Source organism: Pseudomonas sp. TE3552 (assembly GCF_056278945.1).
The window spans coordinates 4,878,106-4,899,082 of sequence record NZ_JBWBQJ010000001.1; the positions used below are offsets into that span (position 1 = coordinate 4,878,106).

General features: G+C 59.6%; 20 protein-coding genes and 1 pseudogene. 16 read left to right on the top strand and 5 right to left on the bottom strand.

The features are described 5' to 3' along the window. Nucleotides 1-167: 167 nt before the first annotated feature. From ACZ9BB_RS21985 to ACZ9BB_RS22005, 5 genes are all read left to right on the top strand, one after another. Nucleotides 168-548, top strand: coding sequence for a gamma-butyrobetaine hydroxylase family protein (locus ACZ9BB_RS21985; protein ID WP_476216174.1), 381 nt, complete (start codon nt 168-170; stop codon nt 546-548). 243 nt (nt 549-791) lie between these two features. Continuing rightward, nucleotides 792-2,471 (top strand): class II poly(R)-hydroxyalkanoic acid synthase, encoded by a 1,680-nt coding sequence (phaC, locus tag ACZ9BB_RS21990; RefSeq protein ID WP_476216176.1) that lies wholly within the window; start codon nt 792-794, stop codon nt 2,469-2,471. Nucleotides 2,472-2,605: 134 nt separating this feature from the next. Beyond that, a complete protein-coding gene (gene phaZ, locus ACZ9BB_RS21995) occupies nt 2,606-3,460 on the top strand; it encodes a poly(3-hydroxyalkanoate) depolymerase (RefSeq protein ID WP_476216178.1) in 855 nt (284 codons plus the stop codon). A gap of 131 nt (nt 3,461-3,591) precedes the next feature. After that, nucleotides 3,592-5,274 carry a class II poly(R)-hydroxyalkanoic acid synthase gene (gene phaC, locus ACZ9BB_RS22000; protein WP_476216180.1) on the top strand — a complete coding sequence of 561 codons (1,683 nt, stop codon included), beginning with the start codon at nt 3,592-3,594 and terminating at the stop codon, nt 5,272-5,274. 59 nt (nt 5,275-5,333) lie between these two features. Next, nucleotides 5,334-5,954 carry a TetR/AcrR family transcriptional regulator gene (locus ACZ9BB_RS22005; RefSeq protein WP_476216182.1) on the top strand — a complete coding sequence of 207 codons (621 nt, stop codon included), beginning with the start codon at nt 5,334-5,336 and terminating at the stop codon, nt 5,952-5,954. Nucleotides 5,955-6,038: 84 nt separating this feature from the next. Here the strand turns inward: ACZ9BB_RS22005 and ACZ9BB_RS22010 are convergent, their stop codons facing one another. From ACZ9BB_RS22010 to ACZ9BB_RS22020, 3 genes are all read right to left on the bottom strand, one after another. Continuing rightward, nucleotides 6,039-6,812: a phasin family protein gene (locus tag ACZ9BB_RS22010; protein ID WP_476216184.1), complete on the bottom strand. Its 774-nt coding sequence runs from the start codon at nt 6,810-6,812 to the stop codon at nt 6,039-6,041. 10 nt (nt 6,813-6,822) lie between these two features. Further along, entirely contained in the window at nt 6,823-7,245 is a 423-nt protein-coding gene (locus tag ACZ9BB_RS22015) for a phasin family protein (protein ID WP_476216185.1), read from the bottom strand. 247 nt (nt 7,246-7,492) lie between these two features. After that, the gene (locus tag ACZ9BB_RS22020) at nt 7,493-7,768 is read right to left on the bottom strand and encodes a polyhydroxyalkanoic acid system family protein (protein WP_476216187.1); all 276 of its coding nucleotides are present in this window, start codon (nt 7,766-7,768) and stop codon (nt 7,493-7,495) included. Between the two features lie 155 nt (nt 7,769-7,923). Here ACZ9BB_RS22020 and ubiE point away from each other — a divergent pair, with 155 nt between their 5' ends. The 11 genes and pseudogenes from ubiE to ACZ9BB_RS22075 all read left to right on the top strand — a co-directional run bounded on the left by ubiE (nt 7,924) and on the right by ACZ9BB_RS22075 (nt 16,111). Next, complete coding sequence (ubiE, locus tag ACZ9BB_RS22025) at nt 7,924-8,694, top strand: bifunctional demethylmenaquinone methyltransferase/2-methoxy-6-polyprenyl-1,4-benzoquinol methylase UbiE (RefSeq protein WP_123499969.1); 771 nt, start codon at nt 7,924-7,926, stop codon at nt 8,692-8,694. Next, nucleotides 8,694-9,317 carry a ubiquinone biosynthesis accessory factor UbiJ gene (locus ACZ9BB_RS22030; RefSeq protein WP_429431573.1) on the top strand — a complete coding sequence of 208 codons (624 nt, stop codon included), beginning with the start codon at nt 8,694-8,696 and terminating at the stop codon, nt 9,315-9,317. The genes ubiE and ACZ9BB_RS22030 overlap by 1 nt, the downstream gene beginning before the upstream one ends. Beyond that, nucleotides 9,314-10,918: a ubiquinone biosynthesis regulatory protein kinase UbiB gene (gene ubiB, locus ACZ9BB_RS22035; protein ID WP_476216189.1), complete on the top strand. Its 1,605-nt coding sequence runs from the start codon at nt 9,314-9,316 to the stop codon at nt 10,916-10,918. The genes ACZ9BB_RS22030 and ubiB overlap by 4 nt, the downstream gene beginning before the upstream one ends. Nucleotides 10,919-10,997: 79 nt before the next feature. Continuing rightward, nucleotides 10,998-11,399: a phosphoribosyl-AMP cyclohydrolase gene (gene hisI, locus ACZ9BB_RS22040; protein WP_371051742.1), complete on the top strand. Its 402-nt coding sequence runs from the start codon at nt 10,998-11,000 to the stop codon at nt 11,397-11,399. Next, nucleotides 11,392-11,724 carry a phosphoribosyl-ATP diphosphatase gene (locus ACZ9BB_RS22045; RefSeq protein ID WP_007899279.1) on the top strand — a complete coding sequence of 111 codons (333 nt, stop codon included), beginning with the start codon at nt 11,392-11,394 and terminating at the stop codon, nt 11,722-11,724. The genes hisI and ACZ9BB_RS22045 overlap by 8 nt, the downstream gene beginning before the upstream one ends. A gap of 24 nt (nt 11,725-11,748) precedes the next feature. Further along, on the top strand, nt 11,749-12,027 hold the full coding sequence (locus tag ACZ9BB_RS22050; RefSeq protein WP_476216193.1) for a twin-arginine translocase TatA/TatE family subunit: 279 nt from the start codon (nt 11,749-11,751) through the stop codon (nt 12,025-12,027). Between the two features lie 10 nt (nt 12,028-12,037). Further along, complete coding sequence (gene tatB, locus ACZ9BB_RS22055; RefSeq protein ID WP_476216195.1) at nt 12,038-12,481, top strand: Sec-independent protein translocase protein TatB; 444 nt, start codon at nt 12,038-12,040, stop codon at nt 12,479-12,481. Beyond that, nucleotides 12,478-13,272 (top strand): twin-arginine translocase subunit TatC, encoded by a 795-nt coding sequence (tatC, locus tag ACZ9BB_RS22060; protein ID WP_476216196.1) that lies wholly within the window; start codon nt 12,478-12,480, stop codon nt 13,270-13,272. Before tatB ends, tatC begins: the two co-directional genes overlap by 4 nt. Beyond that, nucleotides 13,269-13,976: a 16S rRNA (uracil(1498)-N(3))-methyltransferase gene (locus ACZ9BB_RS22065; RefSeq protein WP_476216198.1), complete on the top strand. Its 708-nt coding sequence runs from the start codon at nt 13,269-13,271 to the stop codon at nt 13,974-13,976. Before tatC ends, ACZ9BB_RS22065 begins: the two co-directional genes overlap by 4 nt. 299 nt (nt 13,977-14,275) lie before the next feature. Further along, a pseudogene (locus ACZ9BB_RS22070) lies at nt 14,276-15,208 on the top strand (methyl-accepting chemotaxis protein); the annotation flags it as partial. A 198-nt stretch (nt 15,209-15,406) separates the two neighbouring features. Further along, nucleotides 15,407-16,111: a methyl-accepting chemotaxis protein gene (locus ACZ9BB_RS22075; protein ID WP_476218383.1), complete on the top strand. Its 705-nt coding sequence runs from the start codon at nt 15,407-15,409 to the stop codon at nt 16,109-16,111. A gap of 198 nt (nt 16,112-16,309) precedes the next feature. Here the strand turns inward: ACZ9BB_RS22075 and mdoH are convergent, their stop codons facing one another. Further along, the gene (mdoH, locus tag ACZ9BB_RS22080) at nt 16,310-18,880 is read right to left on the bottom strand and encodes a glucans biosynthesis glucosyltransferase MdoH (RefSeq protein WP_476216200.1); all 2,571 of its coding nucleotides are present in this window, start codon (nt 18,878-18,880) and stop codon (nt 16,310-16,312) included. Next, a complete protein-coding gene (locus tag ACZ9BB_RS22085; protein WP_476216202.1) occupies nt 18,873-20,678 on the bottom strand; it encodes a glucan biosynthesis protein G in 1,806 nt (601 codons plus the stop codon). Before ACZ9BB_RS22085 ends, mdoH begins: the two co-directional genes overlap by 8 nt. Between the last annotated feature and the right edge of the window lie 299 nt (nt 20,679-20,977).

Genomic DNA, 20,977 nt, shown 5'->3' on the forward strand with positions numbered 1-20,977 from the left:
GCTTGCTCCCGCTGGGTCGCGAAGCGGCCCCGAAACCGGCGAATGAGGTTTTCAACCAGACCTCATTTGCCGGATTTGCGACTGCTGCGCAGCCGAACGGGAGCAAGCTCCCTCGCCACAAGTCACCCGTTGACACAGGGCCTCCATACAGACGGAAGATCGGCCCCATGACGACCCAACTCCCCACCGACATCAAACTGCACAAAGCCTCGAAAACCCTGTCGCTCAAATACGCGTCCGGCGAGGAATATCACCTGCCCGCCGAATTCCTTCGCGTGCACTCTCCTTCCGCCGAGGTCCAGGGCCACGGCAAACCTATCCTGCAATTTGGCAAGATCGGCGTAGGCCTGACCAAGGTAGAACCGGCCGGTCAGTACGCACTGAAATTGACCTTCGACGACGGCCACGACAGCGGCCTGTTCACCTGGGAATATCTGTACCAGCTGGCAGTGCGCCAAGAAGATCTCTGGAGTGATTATCTTGCGGAACTCAAAGCGGCTGGAAAGACCCGTGATCCGAATGAATCCGTCGTCAAGCTGATGCTCTAGGTCAGGCCTCTGGCTATTTAGAGGGCATTTTCTAATTCCATCTGTTTGAATGCTTGGCTGCCGGGTCAACGATTGGCCCGCTTGCGAAAAAAATTAAACTCGGGTAACCAATGGAGCTGGCAAGTTCCGTGCATTTGTAGCTATGCGCAATTAAACGGTCACCCGAGCAGTAGTACCTGGCGTTTGCTGTGTGACTACACAGCTGGGCTCAGGTACTCGCCTCAGGACAATGGAGCGTCGTAGATGAGTAACAAGCAAAACGATGACCTGAAATTCCAGGCTTCAGAAAATACCTTGGGACTGAATCCTGTTGTTGGGCTACGTAGAAAGGATCTACTGGGTTCTGCTCGAATGGTGCTGACCCAGGCCATCAGACAACCCATCCACAGTGCCAGGCACGTCGCCCATTTCGGCATCGAACTCAAGAACGTACTGTTCGGAAAATCCGAGCTTCAACCGCAAAGTGATGACCGTCGCTTCCTCGACCCGGCCTGGAGCCAGAACCCTCTCTACAAACGTTATTTGCAAACTTATCTGGCGTGGCGCAAGGAGCTCCACACCTGGATCGATAAGAGCAACCTCTCGCCCAAGGACGTCGCTCGCGGGCATTTCGTGATCAACCTCATGACCGAAGCCATGGCACCGACCAACACGGCGGCCAACCCGGCGGCGGTCAAACGCTTCTTCGAAACCGGCGGCAAGAGCCTGCTCGACGGCCTCTCCCATCTGGCCAAGGATCTGATCCACAACGGCGGCATGCCGAGCCAGGTCAACATGGGCGCATTCGAAGTCGGCAAGAGCCTGGGCGTGACCGAAGGCGCGGTGGTCTTTCGCAACGACGTGCTGGAGCTGATCCAGTACAAGCCGATCACCGAGCAAGTGCATGAACGCCCACTGCTGGTGGTGCCGCCGCAAATCAACAAGTTCTATGTTTTCGACCTCAGCCCGGACAAGAGCCTGGCGCGCTTCTGCCTGCGCAACAACGTGCAGACGTTCATCGTCAGCTGGCGCAATCCGACCAAGGAGCAGCGCGAGTGGGGTCTGTCGACCTACATCGAAGCGCTCAAGGAAGCGGTCGATGTCGTCACCGCGATCACCGGCAGCAAAGACGTGAACATGCTTGGCGCCTGCTCCGGCGGCATCACCTGCACCGCCCTGCTGGGTCACTACGCAGCGATCGGCGAGAAGAAGGTCAACGCCCTCACCCTGCTGGTCAGCGTGCTGGACACCACCCTCGATAGCGATGTGGCCCTGTTCGTCGACGAGCAGACCCTCGAAGCCGCCAAGCGCCATTCCTACCAGGCCGGTGTGCTGGAAGGTCGCGACATGGCGAAAGTCTTCGCCTGGATGCGCCCCAACGACCTGATCTGGAACTACTGGGTCAACAACTACCTGCTAGGTAATGAGCCGCCGGTTTTCGACATTCTGTTCTGGAACAACGACACCACCCGGTTGCCAGCGGCGTTCCACGGCGACCTGATCGAGATGTTCAAAAATAACCCACTGATCCGCCCCGATGCCCTGGAAGTGTGCGGCACAGCGATCGACCTCAAGCAGGTGACCGCCGACATCTTTTCCCTGGCCGGCACCAACGATCACATCACTCCGTGGAAGTCCTGCTACAAATCCGCGCAGCTGTTCGGCGGCAAGGTCGAGTTCGTGCTGTCCAGCAGCGGGCATATCCAGAGCATTCTGAACCCTCCGGGCAATCCGAAAGCACGCTACATGACCAGCACCGAAATGCCGGTCAAAGCAGAAGAGTGGATGGAAAACTCCACCAAGCACACCGACTCCTGGTGGTTGCATTGGCAGGCGTGGCAGGCCGAGCGTTCGGGCAAACTGAAGAAATCCCCTGCCAACCTTGGCAACAAGGCCTATCCAGCGGGTGAAGCTTCACCGGGTACTTACGTGCATGAACGTTGAGCTTCAAATAACTCATAGTCCGCGGCACTGGGAGGTGCCGCGATTTCTACCCATCACTCTCGAGGCCAGCCTCGAACATTCTGCGACGGCCCGGGACGGCCCGATCAGCGTTTAAAACCTACAGGGCTCTGTGCATGCCGCAACCGTTCATCTTTCGTACCGTCAACCTGGATGGCCAGACCCTCCGCACTGCGGTACGCCCCGGCAAGCCTCACTTGACGCCCTTGCTGATTTTCAACGGCATCGGCGCCAACCTGGAGCTGATATTCCCGTTCGTCCAGGCTCTGGATCCGGACCTGGAAGTCATCGCCTTCGACGTACCCGGCGTCGGCGGCTCATCGACTCCCACCCGCCCGTATCGCTTTTCGGGCCTGGCGAAACTCACGGCGCGAATGCTCGACTATCTCGATTACGGGCAAGTCAATGTGATTGGCGTGTCGTGGGGTGGCGCACTGGCGCAGCAGTTCGCCCATGACTATCCCGAGCGCTGCAAGAAGCTGGTGCTGGCAGCCACAGCGGCCGGTGCCGTGATGGTTCCGGGCAAGCCGAAAGTGCTATGGATGATGGCCAGCCCACGGCGCTACATCCAGCCATCCCATGTGATCCGCATCGCACCGATGATTTATGGCGGTTCATTCCGCCGAGATCCGACCCTCGCTGCCAGTCACGCCGCCAGGGTCCGCTCGGCAGGCAAACTCGGCTACTACTGGCAGCTGTTCGCCGGCCTCGGCTGGACCAGCATTCACTGGCTGCACAAGATCCACCAGCCGACCCTGGTATTGGCCGGCGACGATGATCCACTGATCCCGCTGATCAATATGCGTGTGCTGGCCTGGCGGATTCCCAATGCCCAATTGCACATCATCGATGATGGGCATTTGTTCCTGATTACCCGGGCCGAAGCAGTGGCACCGATCATCATGAAATTTCTCGAGGAGGAACGTCAGCGCGCAGTGATGCATCCGCATCCGGCGCCATCGGGTGGCTAGCCAACCCCGGCTGTTGTTTATGAAAAGGGGGAGTGGCAGGACGCCGTGCCGCGCAACAACCTGCAACAGCGTCTATGGTGTTTTGTTCGGGTGTGTTTGTTTTTGGCCTGATGACGAAGGAGTGTTGACTCATGCGCGACAAACCAGCGAAGGGCTCTTTGCCCACTCCCGCTGCATTCATCAACGCACAGAGTGCGGTGACCGGTCTGCGCGGCCGGGACTTGCTTTCGACCTTGCGCAGCCTGGCCGCCCACGGCCTGCGCAACCCAGTGTATACGGCCCGACATGCCTTGAAGCTGGGCGGCCAGCTGGGCCGCGTACTGTTGGGTGAAACCCTGCACCCGATCAACCCGCAGGACAGTCGCTTTGCCGACCCGACGTGGAGCCTCAATCCTTTTTATCGCCGTAGTTTGCAGGCCTATCTGAGCTGGCAGAAAGAGATCAAAAGCTGGATCGACGACAGCAACATGAACCCGGACGATCGCGCCCGCGCCCACTTTGCGTTTGCCTTGCTCAACGATGCCATGGCGCCGTCCAACACCCTGCTCAATCCGCTGGCGATCAAGGAGATTTTCAACTCCGGCGGCAACAGCCTGGTACGCGGTCTCGGCCATTTGGTCGACGACCTTCTGCACAACAATGGTCTGCCCAGACAAGTCACCAAACAAGCGTTCGAGGTGGGTAAAACGGTCGCCACCACCACCGGCTCCGTGGTGTTTCGCAATGAGCTGCTGGAGCTGATCCAGTACAAGCCGATGAGCGAAAAACAATATTCCAAGCCGTTGTTGATCGTGCCGCCACAGATCAACAAGTACTACATTTTCGACTTGAGCCCCGGCAACAGCTTCGTCCAGTTCGCCCTGAAGAACGGCTTGCAGACCTTCATCATCAGCTGGCGCAATCCCGATGTGCGTCATCGCGAATGGGGGCTGTCGTCTTACGTCGAAGCCGCGGAAGAAGCGATGAATGTGTGCCGCGCGATCACCGGCGCTCGTGAGGTCAACCTGATGGGGGCCTGTGCCGGCGGGCTGACCATTGCCGCGCTGCAAGGACACTTGCAGGCCAAGCGGCAGCTGCGGCGGGTGTCCAGCGCGACTTACCTGGTGAGCCTGCTCGACAGTCAGATCGACAGCCCGGCAACGCTCTTCGCCGATGAGCAGACGCTGGAAGCAGCCAAGCGCCGCTCATATCAGAAGGGTGTTCTGGAAGGCAGTGACATGGCCCGGGTTTTTGCCTGGATGCGTCCCAACGATTTGATCTGGAATTACTTCGTCAATAACTACCTGCTGGGCAAGGAGCCGCCGGCGTTCGACATCCTCTACTGGAACAATGACAACACGCGCCTGCCGGCAGCATTTCATGGCGACCTGCTGGATTTCTTCAAGCACAACCCGCTGAGTCATCCGGGTGGGCTGGAGGTGTGCGGCACCCCGATCGACCTACAGAAAGTCACCGTCGACAGTTTCAGCGTGGCGGGCATGAATGATCACATCACCCCGTGGGATGCGGTGTATCGCTCGACATTGCTGCTGGGTGGCGAGCGGCGCTTCGTGCTGTCCAACAGCGGTCACGTGCAGAGCATTCTCAACCCACCCAACAATCCCAAAGCCAACTACGTCGAGAATCCGAAACTGAGCAGCGACCCGCGGGCCTGGTATTACGACGCCAAGCGCGTCGACGGTAGTTGGTGGACGCAATGGCTGGGCTGGATTCAGGAACGCTCCGGCGCACAACGTGAAACCCAGATGGCCCTCGGCAACCAGAACTATCCACCGATGGAGGCGGCACCCGGTACTTATGTACGCGTGCGCTGACGTTCAACGAACCACGGCCATGAATGGCCGTGGCATGACTCGACCATTAAGAAGACTGGATGAAAACCCGCGACCGGATTCTCGAATGTGCCCTGCAGTTGTTCAATCAGAAGGGCGAACCGAACGTGTCCACCATGGAAGTGGCCAACGAAATGGGCATCAGCCCGGGTAATCTCTACTATCACTTCCACGGCAAGGAACCGCTGATCCTCGGGCTGTTCGAGCGTTTCCAGACCGAACTGACGCCATTGCTCGATCCTCCGTGTGATGTGGAATTGGCGCCTGAAGATTACTGGCTGTTCCTGCACCTGATCGTCGAACGCCTGGCCCACTACCGGTTTCTGTTCCAGGACCTGTCGAACCTTGCCGGCCGCCTGCCGAAACTGGCCAAGGGAATACGCAACCTGCTCAATGCGTTGAAGCGCACACTCGCTTCATTGCTGGCACAGTTGAAGGCCAAGGGGCTGCTGGTCAGTGACACTCAGGCGCTGGGGCAACTGGTGGAACAAATCACCATGACGTTGCTGTTCTCGCTGGACTATCAGCGGATTCTCGACCGGGAAGGTGAAGTGCGACTGGTGGTGTATCAAGTCATGATGCTGGTGGCGCCGCACTTGCTGCCGTCGGTGAAAGTCGCGACCGAGCGGTTGGCGCTCCAGTATCTGGAAGAACACGACTAACCCGGTGGGTCGTCGATGTTTTCTGGAATCACAAACAAAAACGCCCGACCTTTACAGGCCGGGCGTTTTTTTGAGTCCTGAAAATCAGGACTGACTGGTTGGCGTCGATGGAGCCGGCGCGGCAGTCGGGGTTACAACAGGGGTCGGCGCAGCGGCGGAGTTCGCCGTACTCACCGGAGTTACCGGTTTGGCGGCAGCCACTGCCGGTTTCGGTGCGGCCGCTTTCGGGGCTGCCGGTTTTTTCACCGCAGGTTTCTTCGCTGCGGCTGGTTTGGCCGCTGCGGTTTTAGCTGCAGGTTTAGCGGCTGGTTTTGCCGCCACCTTGGTTGCAGGTTTTGCCGCTGCAGTTTTGGTTGCCGGTTTAGCGGCAGCTTTAGCCAATGGTTTGGCAGCGCTTTTGGCTGCTGGTTTGGCCGCAGCGGTTTTCGCCGCAACAGGCGCAACCTTGGCACCGGTGAGTTTTTCGATTTGCTTGGTCAGGGTATCGACCTTGCTGTGCAGTGCCTTGACCTCATTGCGGCTCGGTACACCCAGGCGCGAAATGGCGCTGTTCAGACGCTTGTCGAAAGCCCCTTCCAGCTCATCCCATTTGCCCAGTGCACGATCTTTCACGCCGCTGATGCGCGACTTGGCCGACGAAGCGGAGTCCTTGGCGGCATCGACTTTCTTGCCGACAGCACTCTTGGTGAGCTTCTCGGCTTTTTCGCCGTCCTTAACCAATGCATCGAAGAGCTTGCTGCCGTCAGTGTCGATCTTCGAGTACACGCCTAAACCAGCCAGCCAGATCTTGCGGGAGTAGTCTTCGACCTTCCCGATCCACGAGCTGCCTTCTTTTTCAGTATTCTTTTTACCAGCCATCCCGTTCTCCTTAAGATTTACGCGCGACACGTTCGAGCAATGCCGTCAGCTCATCGAGCTTAGCAGAGAGTGTCTCAACGTCATGTTTAGACGGAATACCGATACGATTCAAGGCACTTGCGATGCGCGTATCGAAAGCCTTCTCGACCTTGTCGAGTTGAACTTCGACTTTGCCCTTGAAAGTGCTCACTTCACTCTTGGCTTCATCGATCTCGGCATTAGCCGCTTCAAGTTTCTCAACAACTACTTTTTTACCTTTCTTTTCAACAGCTTGACCAGCCTTGATCAACTCTTGAACGTACTCTCCACCCTCTTGACCGACCCTGGTGTAAGCACCCAGGCCTGCCAGCCAGATCTTGCGGGCATACGATTTGACGTCGCCAAGAGCACTAGTTTCAACGTCGACTTTTTTCTTCAAAATAACTTTGGCCATGGTGCACCTCACGCGCAGAAGGGTTGAGGAACGGCCCGCAAAGAGTCGGGCTCAGGCACAAAGTAGTGAGAATAATTAGAAACGGCACCCTAACAAGTGACATAAACCTTTGGTCACACCACAAACAAATGTGGGAGCGAGCCTGCTCGCGAAAGGGCCGACACATTCAACATTGATGTCGATTGGAAGACCGCTATCGCGAGCAGGCTCGCTCCCACAGGAATCGCGTCTCACAGATAGAACCAAATCAGGCCAACGCTTTATCGAGGGCCCTTTCGATTTCCGATTTGATGGTGCCGCTCATGGCGGACATCAACAGGCCCAGTTCGACATCGACCTTGATCGAATTCTCGCCCACATATACCGCCCCTTTTACACCCGGGCGTCTGAGATTCAGGGTGTCGCCGGACCACTGCGGTTCCAGGCCATATTGTTCGGACAGTTTCTGCGCCAACTTGTCGGCCTTCTCGCGGGCCGCTTCCTTACCCAGGCCGTGGGCACGTTCAACACTAATATGGGCCATCGAATGATTCCTGTTTTATCGTGACTTGCTCAAGACATCTTGACCCTGCATGCGTCAAAACGTCCCGGTAGTTGCCTATCTTACCTTCAGCCTTGCCAAGACAAAGCAGGCTACCGGGATTAGAATGTCGCGCATTCTCTTTTGGTGACAGCGATATGACTGATCAGCGCAAAGGCAGCGATGCCGAACCCACCACTCACTTCGGCTTCAAAAACGTTCCGGAAAGCCAGAAAGCGGAAAAAGTCGCTGAGGTTTTCCACTCGGTAGCCGCCAAGTACGACCTGATGAACGACCTCCTGTCGGGCGGCATGCACCGTCTGTGGAAGCGTTTCGCGATCGAACTGTCGGGCGTGCGCACCGGCAACCGCGTGCTGGACATCGCCGGCGGCACGGGCGACCTGACCAAAAAATTCTCGCACCTCGTTGGCCCGACTGGCCAGGTCGTCCTGGCCGACATCAACGAGTCCATGCTCAAGGTCGGCCGTGACCGCCTGCTGGACCTGGGTGTGTCTGGCAACGTCGAATTCGTCCAGGCCGATGCTGAAAAGCTGCCGTTCCCGGACAATCACTTCGACTGCGTGACCATCGCTTTCGGCCTGCGCAACGTGACGCATAAAGAAGACGCCCTGCGCTCGATGCTCCGCGTGCTCAAGCCCGGCGGCCGTCTGCTGGTGCTGGAGTTCTCCAAGCCGACCAATGCGCTGATGTCCAAAGCCTACGACGCCTACTCGTTCGCCTTCATGCCGTTGATGGGCAAGCTGATCACCAATGATTCGGAAAGCTATCGCTACCTGGCCGAATCGATCCGCATGCACCCGAACCAGGAAACCCTGAAGTCGATGATGGTCGAGGCCGGTTTCGACCGCGTGACCTATCACAACATGACCGCAGGCATCGTCGCCCTGCACCGCGGCATCAAACCCTGATGTTGCTGGCCGGCCTGCTCGCCAGCGTTGAGCTTGGCCTGAACCGGGTGCTGCGTCTCGACAGCACGGCGCTGCCGCGGCTGGCGCATTTGAGTGGCAAGGTGATTGCCGTCGACTGCCGCAGCCCGGCGCTGCAAGTGTTCATCCTGCCCAGCGATGAAGGCCTGATGCTCGCCTCCCAGTGGGAAACCGGTGCCGACTGCACCTTGCGCGCGCCGGCCTCAAGCCTGCTGAAACTGGCGACGAGCAAGGACAAGACTTCGGTTCTGCATGCTCCGGAAGTCGAACTCGACGGCGACAGCGGCGTGCTGCTGGAACTGGCGGCGATCCTTCAGGACCTCGAACTGGACTGGGAGTACGAACTCTCGCGCTGGCTGGGACCTGTGGCCACGCAACTGGTCGGCGGTCACCTGCGCAGTCGCGCACGCTGGTATCAGCAAGGGTTCGCCAGTCTGAACCAGAACCTGGGCGAATACCTGGCCGAAGAATCGCGCGCCCTCGTCGGTCAGCGCGAAGCTGACGCCCGTTTTAATGAACTGGACCAGATCAAGCTCGATCTGGAACGTCTCGAGGCGCGTTTCGAGCGCCTTTCCCGATCCCTCGACCCAAGCGATAACGCATGAAGCTGCTTGCCGTCCGCCGTTTGTTGCGCATCCAGCGCGTCGTGATCCGCTATCGCCTCGATGACCTGCTGTTCGCCCTGCCACTGCCCTGGTTTTTGCTGGCGCTGCGCTATGCCTTGCCGTGGCGCTGGTTCCCGCGCAAGCCTCTGGACCTGAGCCGTGGCGCACGATTGCGCCTGGCGTTGCAGGACCTGGGGCCGATTTTTATCAAGTTCGGCCAGATTCTCTCCACACGCCGCGACCTGCTGCCCGAAGACATCGCCGATGAGTTGATGATGTTGCAGGACCGCGTGCCGCCCTTCGACTCGCAAGTGTCGGTCCGGCTGATCGAAGAGCAGCTCGGCAAAAAGATCAATGAAGTCTTCAGCCGTTTCGATGTCGAACCGCTGGCCTCGGCCTCGGTGGCGCAGGTGCATGCCGCGCAGCTGAAAACCGGTGAAGAAGTGGTGGTCAAAGTGATCCGCCCGGGCCTGAAACCAATCATTGCCCAAGACCTCGCGTGGCTGTTCATTCTTGCCCGCGCCGCGGAAAAACTCTCGGCCGACGCCCGCCTGCTACACCCGGTGGACGTGGTCAGCGACTACGAAAAAACCATCTACGACGAACTCGACCTGTTGCGCGAGGCGGCCAACGCCAGCCAGTTGAAGCGCAACTTCGATGGTTCGCCGCTGCTCTACGTACCCCAGGTTTATTGGGACTGGTGCCGACCAAAAGTGCTGGTGATGGAGCGCATCTACGGCATCCAGGTCACCGACCTCGCGACCCTGGCCGACCAGCGCACCGATATGAAAATGCTCGCCGAACGAGGCGTGGAGATCTTCTTCACCCAGGTATTCCGCGACAGCTTCTTCCACGCCGACATGCACCCCGGCAACATCTTTGTCAGCACCGTGCAGCCCTGGAGCCCGCAGTACATTGCCATCGACTGCGGCATCGTCGGCAGCCTGACCCCGGAAGACCAGGACTATCTGGCGCGCAACCTGTTCGCGTTCTTCAAGCGTGATTACCGTCGTGTCGCGCAGCTGCACATCGATTCGGGCTGGGTACCGGCAGAAACCAAACTCAACGAATTCGAAGCGGCAATCCGCACGGTGTGCGAGCCGATCTTCGAAAAACCATTAAAAGATATTTCCTTCGGCCAGGTGCTGATGCGCCTGTTCCAGACCGCCCGACGCTTCAACATGGAAGTGCAGCCACAGTTGGTCTTGCTGCAAAAAACCCTGTTGAACATCGAAGGCCTGGGCCGTCAGCTGTACCCGGACCTCGATCTGTGGAACACCGCCCAGCCGTTCCTCGAACGCTGGATGCGCGAGCGCGTCAGCCCCAAAGCCTTGCTGGGCAACGTGCAGAGCCAGTTCGAGCAGATCCCGCACCTGGCCAACATGGCCCGCGACCTGCTCGAGCGCGTGTCCCAACCCCACGCCAACGACCCTGCCCCCCCGTGGCACAGGCGCAAGGACGACGTGTTCCTGCGCCTGCTCGGTACCGCTCACCTGGCGGGTGGCACGATACTCGCCGTCGGTGGCCCGTTGCACGAACTGGGGCATTGGCCCGCCGGAATCATGGTGGCGATCGGCTTGTATCTGGTCGTTCGCCGATAGCCAGTTGGATCATCGGCTGGCACACTGTTTGAACGCTTGGGCTCAGCTATAGAAGTAGAGCCCGCTGTCGGAGTCGAAGATGAAAAACTGGCTGGACGAGATCAAGTGGGACGCCGATGGACTGGTGCCGGCGATTGCCCAGGATCACAAGACCGGACGCGTCCTGATGATGGCCTGGATGAACCGCGAAGCACTGCAATTGACCGCCGCCGAGAACCGTGCCATTTACTGGTCACGTTCCCGTGGCAAGCTGTGGCGCAAGGGCGAAGAGTCCGGCCACGTGCAAACCCTGCATGAGATGCGCCTGGACTGCGACGCTGACGTGATCATCCTGATGGTCGAGCAGATCGGCGACATCGCCTGCCATACCGGCCGTCAGAGCTGCTTCTACCGCGTCTTCGAGAACGGCGACTGGAAAACCGTCGACCCGGTTCTCAAAGACCCGCACGCTATCTATTCCGCAGGACACAAACATGAGTGACACTTTGACCCGTCTGGCTCAGGTACTGGAAGAGCGCAAAGGCGCCGCTGCCGACAGTTCGTATGTCGCCAGCCTGTACCATAAGGGCTTGAACAAGATTCTGGAAAAAGTCGGCGAAGAGTCGGTCGAAACCATCATTGCCGCCAAGGATGCCGCCATCAGCGGTGACTGCAGCGATGTGATCTACGAGACCGCCGATCTTTGGTTCCACAGCATGGTCATGCTCGCCCAACTGGGGCAGCACCCACAGGCTGTGCTCGATGAACTGGACCGTCGCTTCGGTCTGTCCGGACACGCCGAGAAAGCCTCTCGCCCGTCCGCCTGAACAACTATTAGAGAGGAGCGCAACATGGGCATTTTTGACTGGAAACACTGGATCGTCATCCTGGTTGTCGTGGTGCTGGTGTTCGGCACCAAGAAACTGAAAAACCTCGGCACTGACGTGGGCGAGTCGATCAAGGGCTTTCGCAAGGCCATGAACGACGACGAAAAACCGGCCGATCCGACAGCGACTCCGGCCCAACCGGTTCCGCCCGTTCAGCCACAGACCACACAGTCCGTGAACCAGCCGCACACCATCGATGTGCAGGCGCAAAAAGTCGAAGAGCCGATCCGCAAAGACTCGTGAGCACTGACTAATGTTTGGTATCAGCTTCTCTGAACTGCTGCTCGTCGGCCTCGTTGCCCTGCTGGTGCTGGGCCCCGAGCGCCTGCCGGGTGCTGCGCGCACCGCCGGCCTGTGGGTCGGGCGGTTGAAGCGCAGCTTCAACGCGATCAAACAGGAAGTTGAACGTGAGATCGGTGCCGACGAAATTCGTCGGCAACTGCACAACGAGCACATTCTGTCGCTGGAGCAGGAGGCGCGGAAGATCTTCACGCCGACTCAGCAGGAGGCTACCCCGGTTGAGCCTGTGGCGGAGCAGACGATTCATGCTCCGACCGCTGCCGAACCTGCACCTGTTGTAGCAGCCGTTGAACCTGCGCCCGTTGTTGCAGCAACACCGGTTGAACCTGTTACGCCTGCGGCTGCGCCTGTTGCGCCGGCCCCTCATGACCCAACACTGCCGCCGCGAGCCCCATGAGCGATCTCCCCGAAAATGACCAGCACATGCCGCTGGTTTCGCACCTCACCGAGTTGCGTACCCGTCTGCTGCGTTGTGTAGCGGCGATCTTCATCATCTTTGCCGGGTTGTTTGCCTTCACCCAGCAGATCTACACCTTCGTCTCCACGCCGCTTCGTCAATACCTGCCCGTGGGCGCGACGATGATCGCCACCGATGTGTCGTCGCCGTTCCTGACGCCGCTGAAGCTGACCATGATGGTCTCGCTGTTCCTGGCGATCCCGGTGATCCTGCATCAGATCTGGGGCTTTATCGCGCCGGGCCTGTACAAGCATGAGAAGCGCATCGCGGTACCGTTGCTCGTCTCCAGCATTCTGCTGTTCTACACCGGCATGGCCTTCGCCTATTTCCTGGTGTTCCCGCTGATCTTCAAATTTTTCGCTGCCGCCACCCCGGCCGGCGTGGAAATGATGACCGACATCACCAGCTACCTCGATTTCGTCATGACGCTGTTCTTCGCCTTCGGCGTGGCGTTCGAGATTCCGGTGGCCGTAGTGCTGCTGGTGTGGATCGGCGTGGTCAATGTCGCGTACCTGAAGAAAATCCGCCCTTACGTGGTCATCGGTTGCTTCGTGGTCGGCATGATCCTGACCCCGCCGGATATCTTCTCGCAGACGCTGTTGGCCGTACCGATGTGGTTGCTGTTCGAGATCGGCATCCTGTTCGGCAGCCTGATCAGCAAGCGCGGCGAGCATCCGGACGACCAGCCGGCTGACGATCACAACGACCAGCCGCCAGCGACCCAAGCGTGAACCTGCTGCTCCTCGAAGAGGCCGACTTTATTGCGGCCGACCGGGTGATCCTGCGCGATCGCCGGTTGACTCATATGCAGGAAGTCCACCGCTGTGAAGTGGGTGACAGCATGCGCGTCGGGCGTATCGGCGGGCTGATGGGTGCCGCCGAAGTACTGCGCCTGGACGCCGACGAAGCCGAGTTGCGCGTCACCCTCGATCAACCGCCGCCGACCAAGCTGCCACTGACCCTGGTGTTGGCCCTGCCACGCCCGAAAATGCTCCGCAGGGTGTTCCAGACCGTGGCCGCCATGGGTGTGCCGCGAATCGTGCTGGTGAACAGCTATCGCGTCGAGAAGAGTTTCTGGCAAACCCCGTTCCTCGAACCTGAGGCGGTTCGTGAGCAATTGATCCTGGGGCTTGAACAGGCCAGGGACAGTGTGCTGCCTGAGGTGGTCATCGAGAAACGCTTCAAGCCTTTTGTCGAAGACCGTCTGCCAGCCATCACCGAGGGCACCCTCGGCCTCGTTGGCCATCCCGGTAACTACCCGCCCTGCCCCCGTGGCCTGGACGAGCCAGTGACCCTGGCCATCGGCCCCGAAGGCGGCTGGATTCCCTACGAAATCGACCTGCTGGCCAAGGCCGGTCTGCAACCGGTGCAGCTTGGCGAGCGCATCCTGCGGGTCGAAACCGCCGTCACCGCGCTGCTCTCACGCCTGTTCTAGCCCAGACACTTACCCAGTGGCGAGGGAGCTTGCTCCCGCTCGGCTGCGAAGCAGTCGTAAAACCGGTGAATGCGGTCTTGCCGGGAAAAGCGCTGGCCGCTTCGCGCCCAAGCGGGAGCAAGCTCCCTCGCCACAAGTGTTTGCTCACCTACAGGTTCCAGCCGGCCTGCCGATACAGTCCCCATAAAACCGATTAATGGTCCGAGGGGAGTCGCAGCATGTACCGATGGCTAGCCGAGAAACTGGGAAACGTAAGCGTCAATCGCAAGTTGAGTGTCGGCTTTGGCCTCGTGCTGCTCATGACTCTCCTGATCACCTTCACTGGCTGGAATAGCCTGAGCAGTGTGATCAGTCGCGCAGACAAGCAGAGTCACATCGCCAGTCTCAACGACTTGAGCAAGGATTTGCGAACCGCCCGTGTCGACTACGAAATGCGCCGTGGCGAACAAGGTCCGGCAGCCGTCAGCGAACTCCTGGGCAAGCTCGATGATGGCGTACAGGTCGCCCTCAAACTGTTTGTGCGCCCTGTGAATCAGGAAATGCTCAAACAGCAACTGGCCACCATCGGTGAGTACAAACGCGCCTTTGCCGATATGACTCAAGCGACGCAGAACCGCGAATCGGCCCGATCCAAGCTAGGCGCCACCGCTGACAATGCTGTGGCCAGGGTGGCAGAAGTCGAAAAGTCCTTGCTGCAAGGTGACAGCGTCGTTCAATTCAACAGCGTGGTCGAGCTGAGCAAACTGATCCAGCAAGCGCGCTTCCAGGTGCGCGGTTACACCTACAGCAGCAAGACCGAAGCCGAGCAACCGGCGCTGGATGCCATTGACAACACCCTGAAAAACCTTGAAAGCCTGCCGGGCAAACTGCCAGAACAGCACGCCGCCAACCTGCAACAAGCCACTGAGTCCCTTAAGGGTTATCGCGCCGCTGTCAGCCAGTTCCGCGACTCGCAGGTGACCAGCGCCGCAGCCCTCAAGAAGATGGTGGATCAAGAGATCCGCTTGAATGACCTGAACGCACAATTGACCCGCTCGCAAACCGACGTCCGTGACCAAGAGACGGCCCAGGCAAAAAGCACGCTGATCATCGTGACCGTCCTGGCATTGGCGTTTGGCCTCCTCGCCGCCTGGGTCATTACGCGGCAGATCGTCGTTCCACTGCAACAGACTTTGACTGCTGTCGAACGTGTCGCCTCGGGCGACCTGAGCCATAACCTTGAGGTCACTCGCCACGACGAGCTGGGTCAATTACAAAGTACTCTGCAGCGGATGGTCGTCAGCCTGCGGGAGTTGATCGGTGGCATCAGCGATGGCGTGACCCAAATCGCCAGCGCCGCTGAAGAACTGTCGGCCGTCACCGAGCAGACCAGCGCCGGGGTCAACAGCCAGAAGGTGGAAACCGATCAGGTGGCCACCGCCATGCACGAAATGACCGCCACCGTGCAGGAAGTCGCGCGCAACGCCGAGGAAGCATCCGAAGCCGCCGTTGCCGCCGACCAGCAGGCCCGCGAAGGTGACAGGGTGGTTGGCGAAGCCATCGCCCAGATCGAGCGCCTGGCCGTCGAAGTCGGCAACTCCACCGCCGCCATGGACGATCTGAAGCGCGAAAGCGACAAAATCGGCAGCGTGCTCGACGTGATCAAATCCGTGGCCCAGCAAACCAACCTGCTGGCGCTCAACGCCGCCATCGAGGCCGCCCGCGCCGGTGAGGCCGGGCGTGGCTTTGCGGTGGTCGCCGATGAAGTCCGCAGCCTCGCGCAACGCACCCAGAAGTCCACCGAAGAAATCGAAGAGCTGATCGTCGGCCTGCAAACCGGCACTCAGCAAGTCGCGACCATCATGGACAACAGCCGCAGCCTGACCGACAGCAGTGTCGAACTGACCCGCCGCGCCGGTGGCTCGCTGGAAAGCATCACCCGCACCGTGTCGGCCATCCAGTCGATGAACCAGCAGATCGCCGCTGCTGCCGAGCAACAGAGCGCGGTGGCCGAAGAGATCAACCGCAGCGTGCTGAACGTGCGCGATGTGTCCGAACAGACCTCCGCCGCCAGCGAAGAGACAGCGGCCTCCAGCGTCGAGCTGGCGCGGCTGGGGACGCATCTGCAGATGCTGGTGGGCCGGTTCAAGGTTTGAGGTGATACGAATGCCCCGGTTCGCTTTGAACCGAGGCGATACCTTCGCGGGCAAGCCCGCTCCCACAGGATTCCCGTCGTCCCAAGGAGCGAGGCTTGCCCGCGAAGGCTTCTCCCCCGTTCTCACAGAATTTGCGCCCGCCCCAAAAAGCAGCAGGCGAAAAAAAGCCCCGCTTCCTTTCGAAAGCGGGGCTTTTCGTTATGCCAACTGAGGCTGAACACTCATTGGCTTGAGCGGCAATAGCGGCGCATGGGGATCGGCATCCACCGATGTGCGCCAGGCTTGCAGCCACTCCGCATGGCCTTCGTTCCAGACCTGCTCATGCAAGCGACCCAGTGCCACCGGATCACTCAGCAGGGCTACGCGCTCGTTGTTGGTCAGCCCCGCAGGCCCGACCTTCATCGCATGGCGAACCCGCTCGATGCGCAGCCATTCGATCGGTTCGGCCTCACGGTGACGGGACGTCGCCAGCGCGCACGCCAACGCGTTCTGCTGCGGATCGACCACCGAACGGACGAAGCCGTCGTTCAGCGCGTGCCAGCGGTTTTCGTGGGTGTACTGGTCAGTTGCCAGCAACGCCTGCGGCGGATTGTATTCCTCAGGAATCAGGAACAGGCTCTCGTCACGGGACTTGAGGCCCAGGCCGACGCGGCTGGAAATCACCGATACCGGGATCGACAGCATCAGCGAACCGACGATCGGCACCAGCCACCACAGGAAGCTCGGGTTCAACCAGATCACCAGCAAGGCCCAGAAGAAGCCCAGCAGCGTCTGCGGACCGTGGCGCTTGACCGCTTCGCTCCATGGCGTGGAGTCGTCGTCACGTTGCGGCGAGTTCCAGGTCGCAGCCCAGCCGAGGAACGCAGCGAGGACGAAACGGGTGTGGAAAATCATCCGCACCGGCGCCAGCAGCATGGAGAACAACATCTCCAGCAGCATCGACAGCGTCACCTTGAACTTGCCACCAAACTCTTTCGCGCCCTTGGCCCAGATCAGGATGATGCTCAGCAACTTCGGCAGGAACAGCAGCACGATAGTCGTCGAGAACAGTGCAATCGCCTTGTCCGGGTGCCATTGCGGCCACAACGGATAGAGCTGACGCGGTTCCAGGAAGTACTGCGGCTCCATCAGCGTGTTGGTCGCCAGCAGGGCTGTCGACAGCACGAGGAAGAAGAACCACAACGGCGCCGACAGGTAAGACATCACGCCTGTCAGGAACACCGCACGGTGTACCGGGTGCATGCCTTTGACCAGGAACAGTCGGAAGTTCATCAGGTTGCCGTGGCACCAGCGACGGTCACGCTTGAGTTCGTCCAGCAGGTTCGGCGGCAGTTCTTCATAACTGCCCGGCAAGTCATAGGCAATCCACACGCCCCAGCCGGCACGGCGCATCAGCGCAGCTTCGACGAAGTCGTGGGACAGAATCGCGCCGGCGAACGCGCCTTTACCGGGCAACGGCGCCAGGGCGCAGTGCTCGATGAACGGTTTCATACGGATGATCGCGTTGTGACCCCAGTAGTGGGATTCGCCCAACTGCCAGAAGTGCAGGCCGGCGGTGAACAGCGGACCGTACACACGGGTGGCGAACTGCTGCATACGCGCATAAAGGGTGTCCATGCCCGACGCACGCGGCGCGGTCTGGATGATCCCGGCGTCCGGCGTGGCTTCCATCAAGCGCACCAGGCTGCTCAGGCATTCGCCGCTCATGACGCTGTCGGCGTCGAGTACGACCATGTACTTGTAGTCACCGCCCCAACGACGGCAGAAGTCGTCGAGGTTGCCGCTTTTACGTTTTACGCGGCGGCGACGGCGGCGATAGAAGATCTTGCCGAAGCCCTTGGCTTCACGGCAGACGTCCAGCCAGGCCTGCTGTTCGGCAACACAGATGTCGGCATCGTTACTGTCACTGAGCACGAAAAAGTCGAAGCGATCAAGGTTACCCGAGGCCGCCACCGACTCGAAGGTCGCCCGCAAACCGGCGAACACCCGCGGCACGTCTTCGTTGCAGATCGGCATCACCAATGCGGTGCGTGCGTCCTTGGCGATCGGCTCGTTGCCGGCGCTGGCACCGGAAATGCGGTACTTGTCGCGACCCGTGATCAACTCGAGGAAGCCCATCAGCGCGGTCCAGAAACCGGCCGACACCCAGCAGAACAGAATCCCGAACAAAATCAGGATGCTGGTTTGCAACACGTAAGGCAGCACCTGGGCCGCGGTTTGCAGCAACGGTTGGTGCAGGACTTCTTCAAGATCGACGAACGACCAACCCTGGTACGGCATGATGCCTTTCATGTACCAGCCGGCGACAATCGTCTGACCGAGCATCAGCACCAGCAGAATGTAGCGGCGGATCGAGCCGACGGTGCGCCAGCGAGCCGCCGGCAGCACGTTCTCATCCTTTGGCGGGGCCGGCGGATTGGTGCGACCGGTCAGCCGACGCCAGCCACGCACCAGAATATTGGTGCGCCACGGCTCCGGAACAACTTTGGTCCGACGGATCGGCGGGGCTGCCTTGAGGCAAACCCGACCACTGGCGTCGAGCCCCAGCATTTGCGCATCCGCCAGTTCTTCGGCGGTGTTCAGGGTCAGGCGCCGCCCGACCGACGCCTGGGCGGCATCGGTTGGCGCGTCGAACGTCGAGGACGACAGACGTTCGTGCAGTTCACTGAAAGACTTGCAGCCCGCGAGTTCCGCGCGCTGCTCGTCGGTCATCGGCAAATGCGCCAGGTACTCGGCAAGCGTTTGAGGCTGTACGTGTGAATTACTCATCGGCAGGCAACTGATAGCTCCAGGTCTCGGTCAGGACTTGTTCAGTCGGCGCCGATTCCGGTGTGGCAGGGGCCGCTTCGGCAGCGACAGGCTGCTTGGCGTCTTTGTTGTCCTTGTCCTTGGTGTCCTTGACTTGCAGGGCTTGCGCTTCAGCTTGCTTGGCCTCCTTGTCCTTCTTCTCCTGCTGCTTGGCGGCGATCTTGTCAGCCTTGGCAACGGAAGAGCTGGACGCTGGCGCCGTGGTCTTGATCGTCTCGGCAGGCGTGATGGTCTTGACCAGTGCTGCACGCATTTCGGTGGACTTGCCCGGATCCTTGATCTTCATCCGCAGGGTCAGGCGCCAGCCCTTGGTTTCAGGGTTGTAACGGACGCTGTTCTCGACCAGTTCCGCGTTGTCACCAACGCTCACCTGACTGCGCACGTCGGCATCTTCCGGCAAGTCTTGCAGGGACGGACCTTGGAAATCCACCAGGTAGGCCACGCTGCCGTCCGGCTGACGAATCAGGTTCGACTGCTTCACGTCACCAGTGGAACGCAGCGTCTGTTGAACCCAGGCGCTGTCCGCCGAATGCAGGGAGGCTTCGTCGATGGTCCAGTGCATGCGATAGGCGACGTCCAGGGACTGGCCAGGCTCTGGCAGTTTTTCCGGGCTCCAGAAAGCAACGATATTGTCGTTGGTTTCGTCAGCGGTAGGAATCTCCACCAGATCGACGGAGCCCTTGCCCCAATCGCCCTTCGGCTCGATCCAGGCACTTGGGCGCTTGTCGTAGCGGTCATCGAGGTCTTCGTAGTGGCTGAAGTCACGGCCACGTTGCAGCAAGCCGAAACCGCGCGGGTTCTCGATCGAGAAGTTGCTCACGGCCAGGTGTTTCGGGTTGTTCAATGGGCGCCAGATCCATTCGCCGTTGCCGGCATGGATCGACAGACCGCTGGAGTCGTGCAGTTCGCGACGGTAGTTCAGCACTTTCGACGGCTGGTTGGCGCCGAACAGGAACATGCTGGTCAGCGGCGCAACGCCGAGTTTGGTGACCTTGTCACGCAGGAACATCCTGGCCTTGACGTCGACGACCGTGTCGCTGCCCGGACGCAGGGTCAGGCGATAGGCACCGGTGGCACGCGGCGAATCCAGCAGGGCGAAGATCACCAGGTGCTTGTCGCCCGGCTTCGGCTGCTGAATCCAGAACTCGGTGAAACGCGGGAACTCTTCGCCGGACGGCAAGGCGGTATCGATGGCCATGCCGCGAGCGGACAGGCCATAGGTGTGGCCCTTGCCGACAACGCGGAAGTAACTCGCGCCGAGCATGGTCATGATTTCGTCTTGCTTGTCGGCCTTGTTGATCGGGTACAGCACACGGAAACCGGCATAGCCCAGCTGTTCGGTGGCTTTAGGATCGAACTTCACGTCGCCGAAATCGAAACGACTTGGGTCGTATTTGATCTCTTCGACGGTATTGGCCGTGATTTCGTTGATTTTCACCGGAGTATCGAAGTGCATGCCCTGGTGATAGAACGACAGTTTGAAAGGGGTTTTCTGGTTTGCCCACTCGGCTTTTTCGGTGAGGAAGCGAATTTTTTGATAATCCGCGAATTTCATCTCACGAAATTCATTCGGCAGGTTACTGCGCGGGGCTTCGTATTTTTGCCCGGCCAGCTCTTTTGCCTTGACCGATACGTCATCCAGATTGAATGCCCAAAGCTGGCCGGCGCTGAACAGGCAGAGCAGTGCAGAGCCCGCTACCAGTGCGTTTCGAAACCGTTTGGCAGACAATTTTGGTGCATTACAGGGACTAACAATCACGAGCAACCCTCGCCGAAAACAAATCAAAAAACCAACGGCCAGTTAAAGTGCCAGCACGGTGTACGGTGGAAAAAAACCGACCCTGCGGACCACTCTTGCCAAGTTGGCGAGCATTGTTCCGACTCCCATGGGGCAAAATGATTCCCCAACAGGTCCCGGACAAGTCTCTACCTAAGTCAAAATGGACCAACGAACGCTGATCCCCGTAGCGCGCGATTATCTAGTAGGCCGCGTTACAACGCATCAGGGGGAAGCAAGTATTTATCGGGAAAAACCCCTGTTTTCAGCCGAAATGCCCT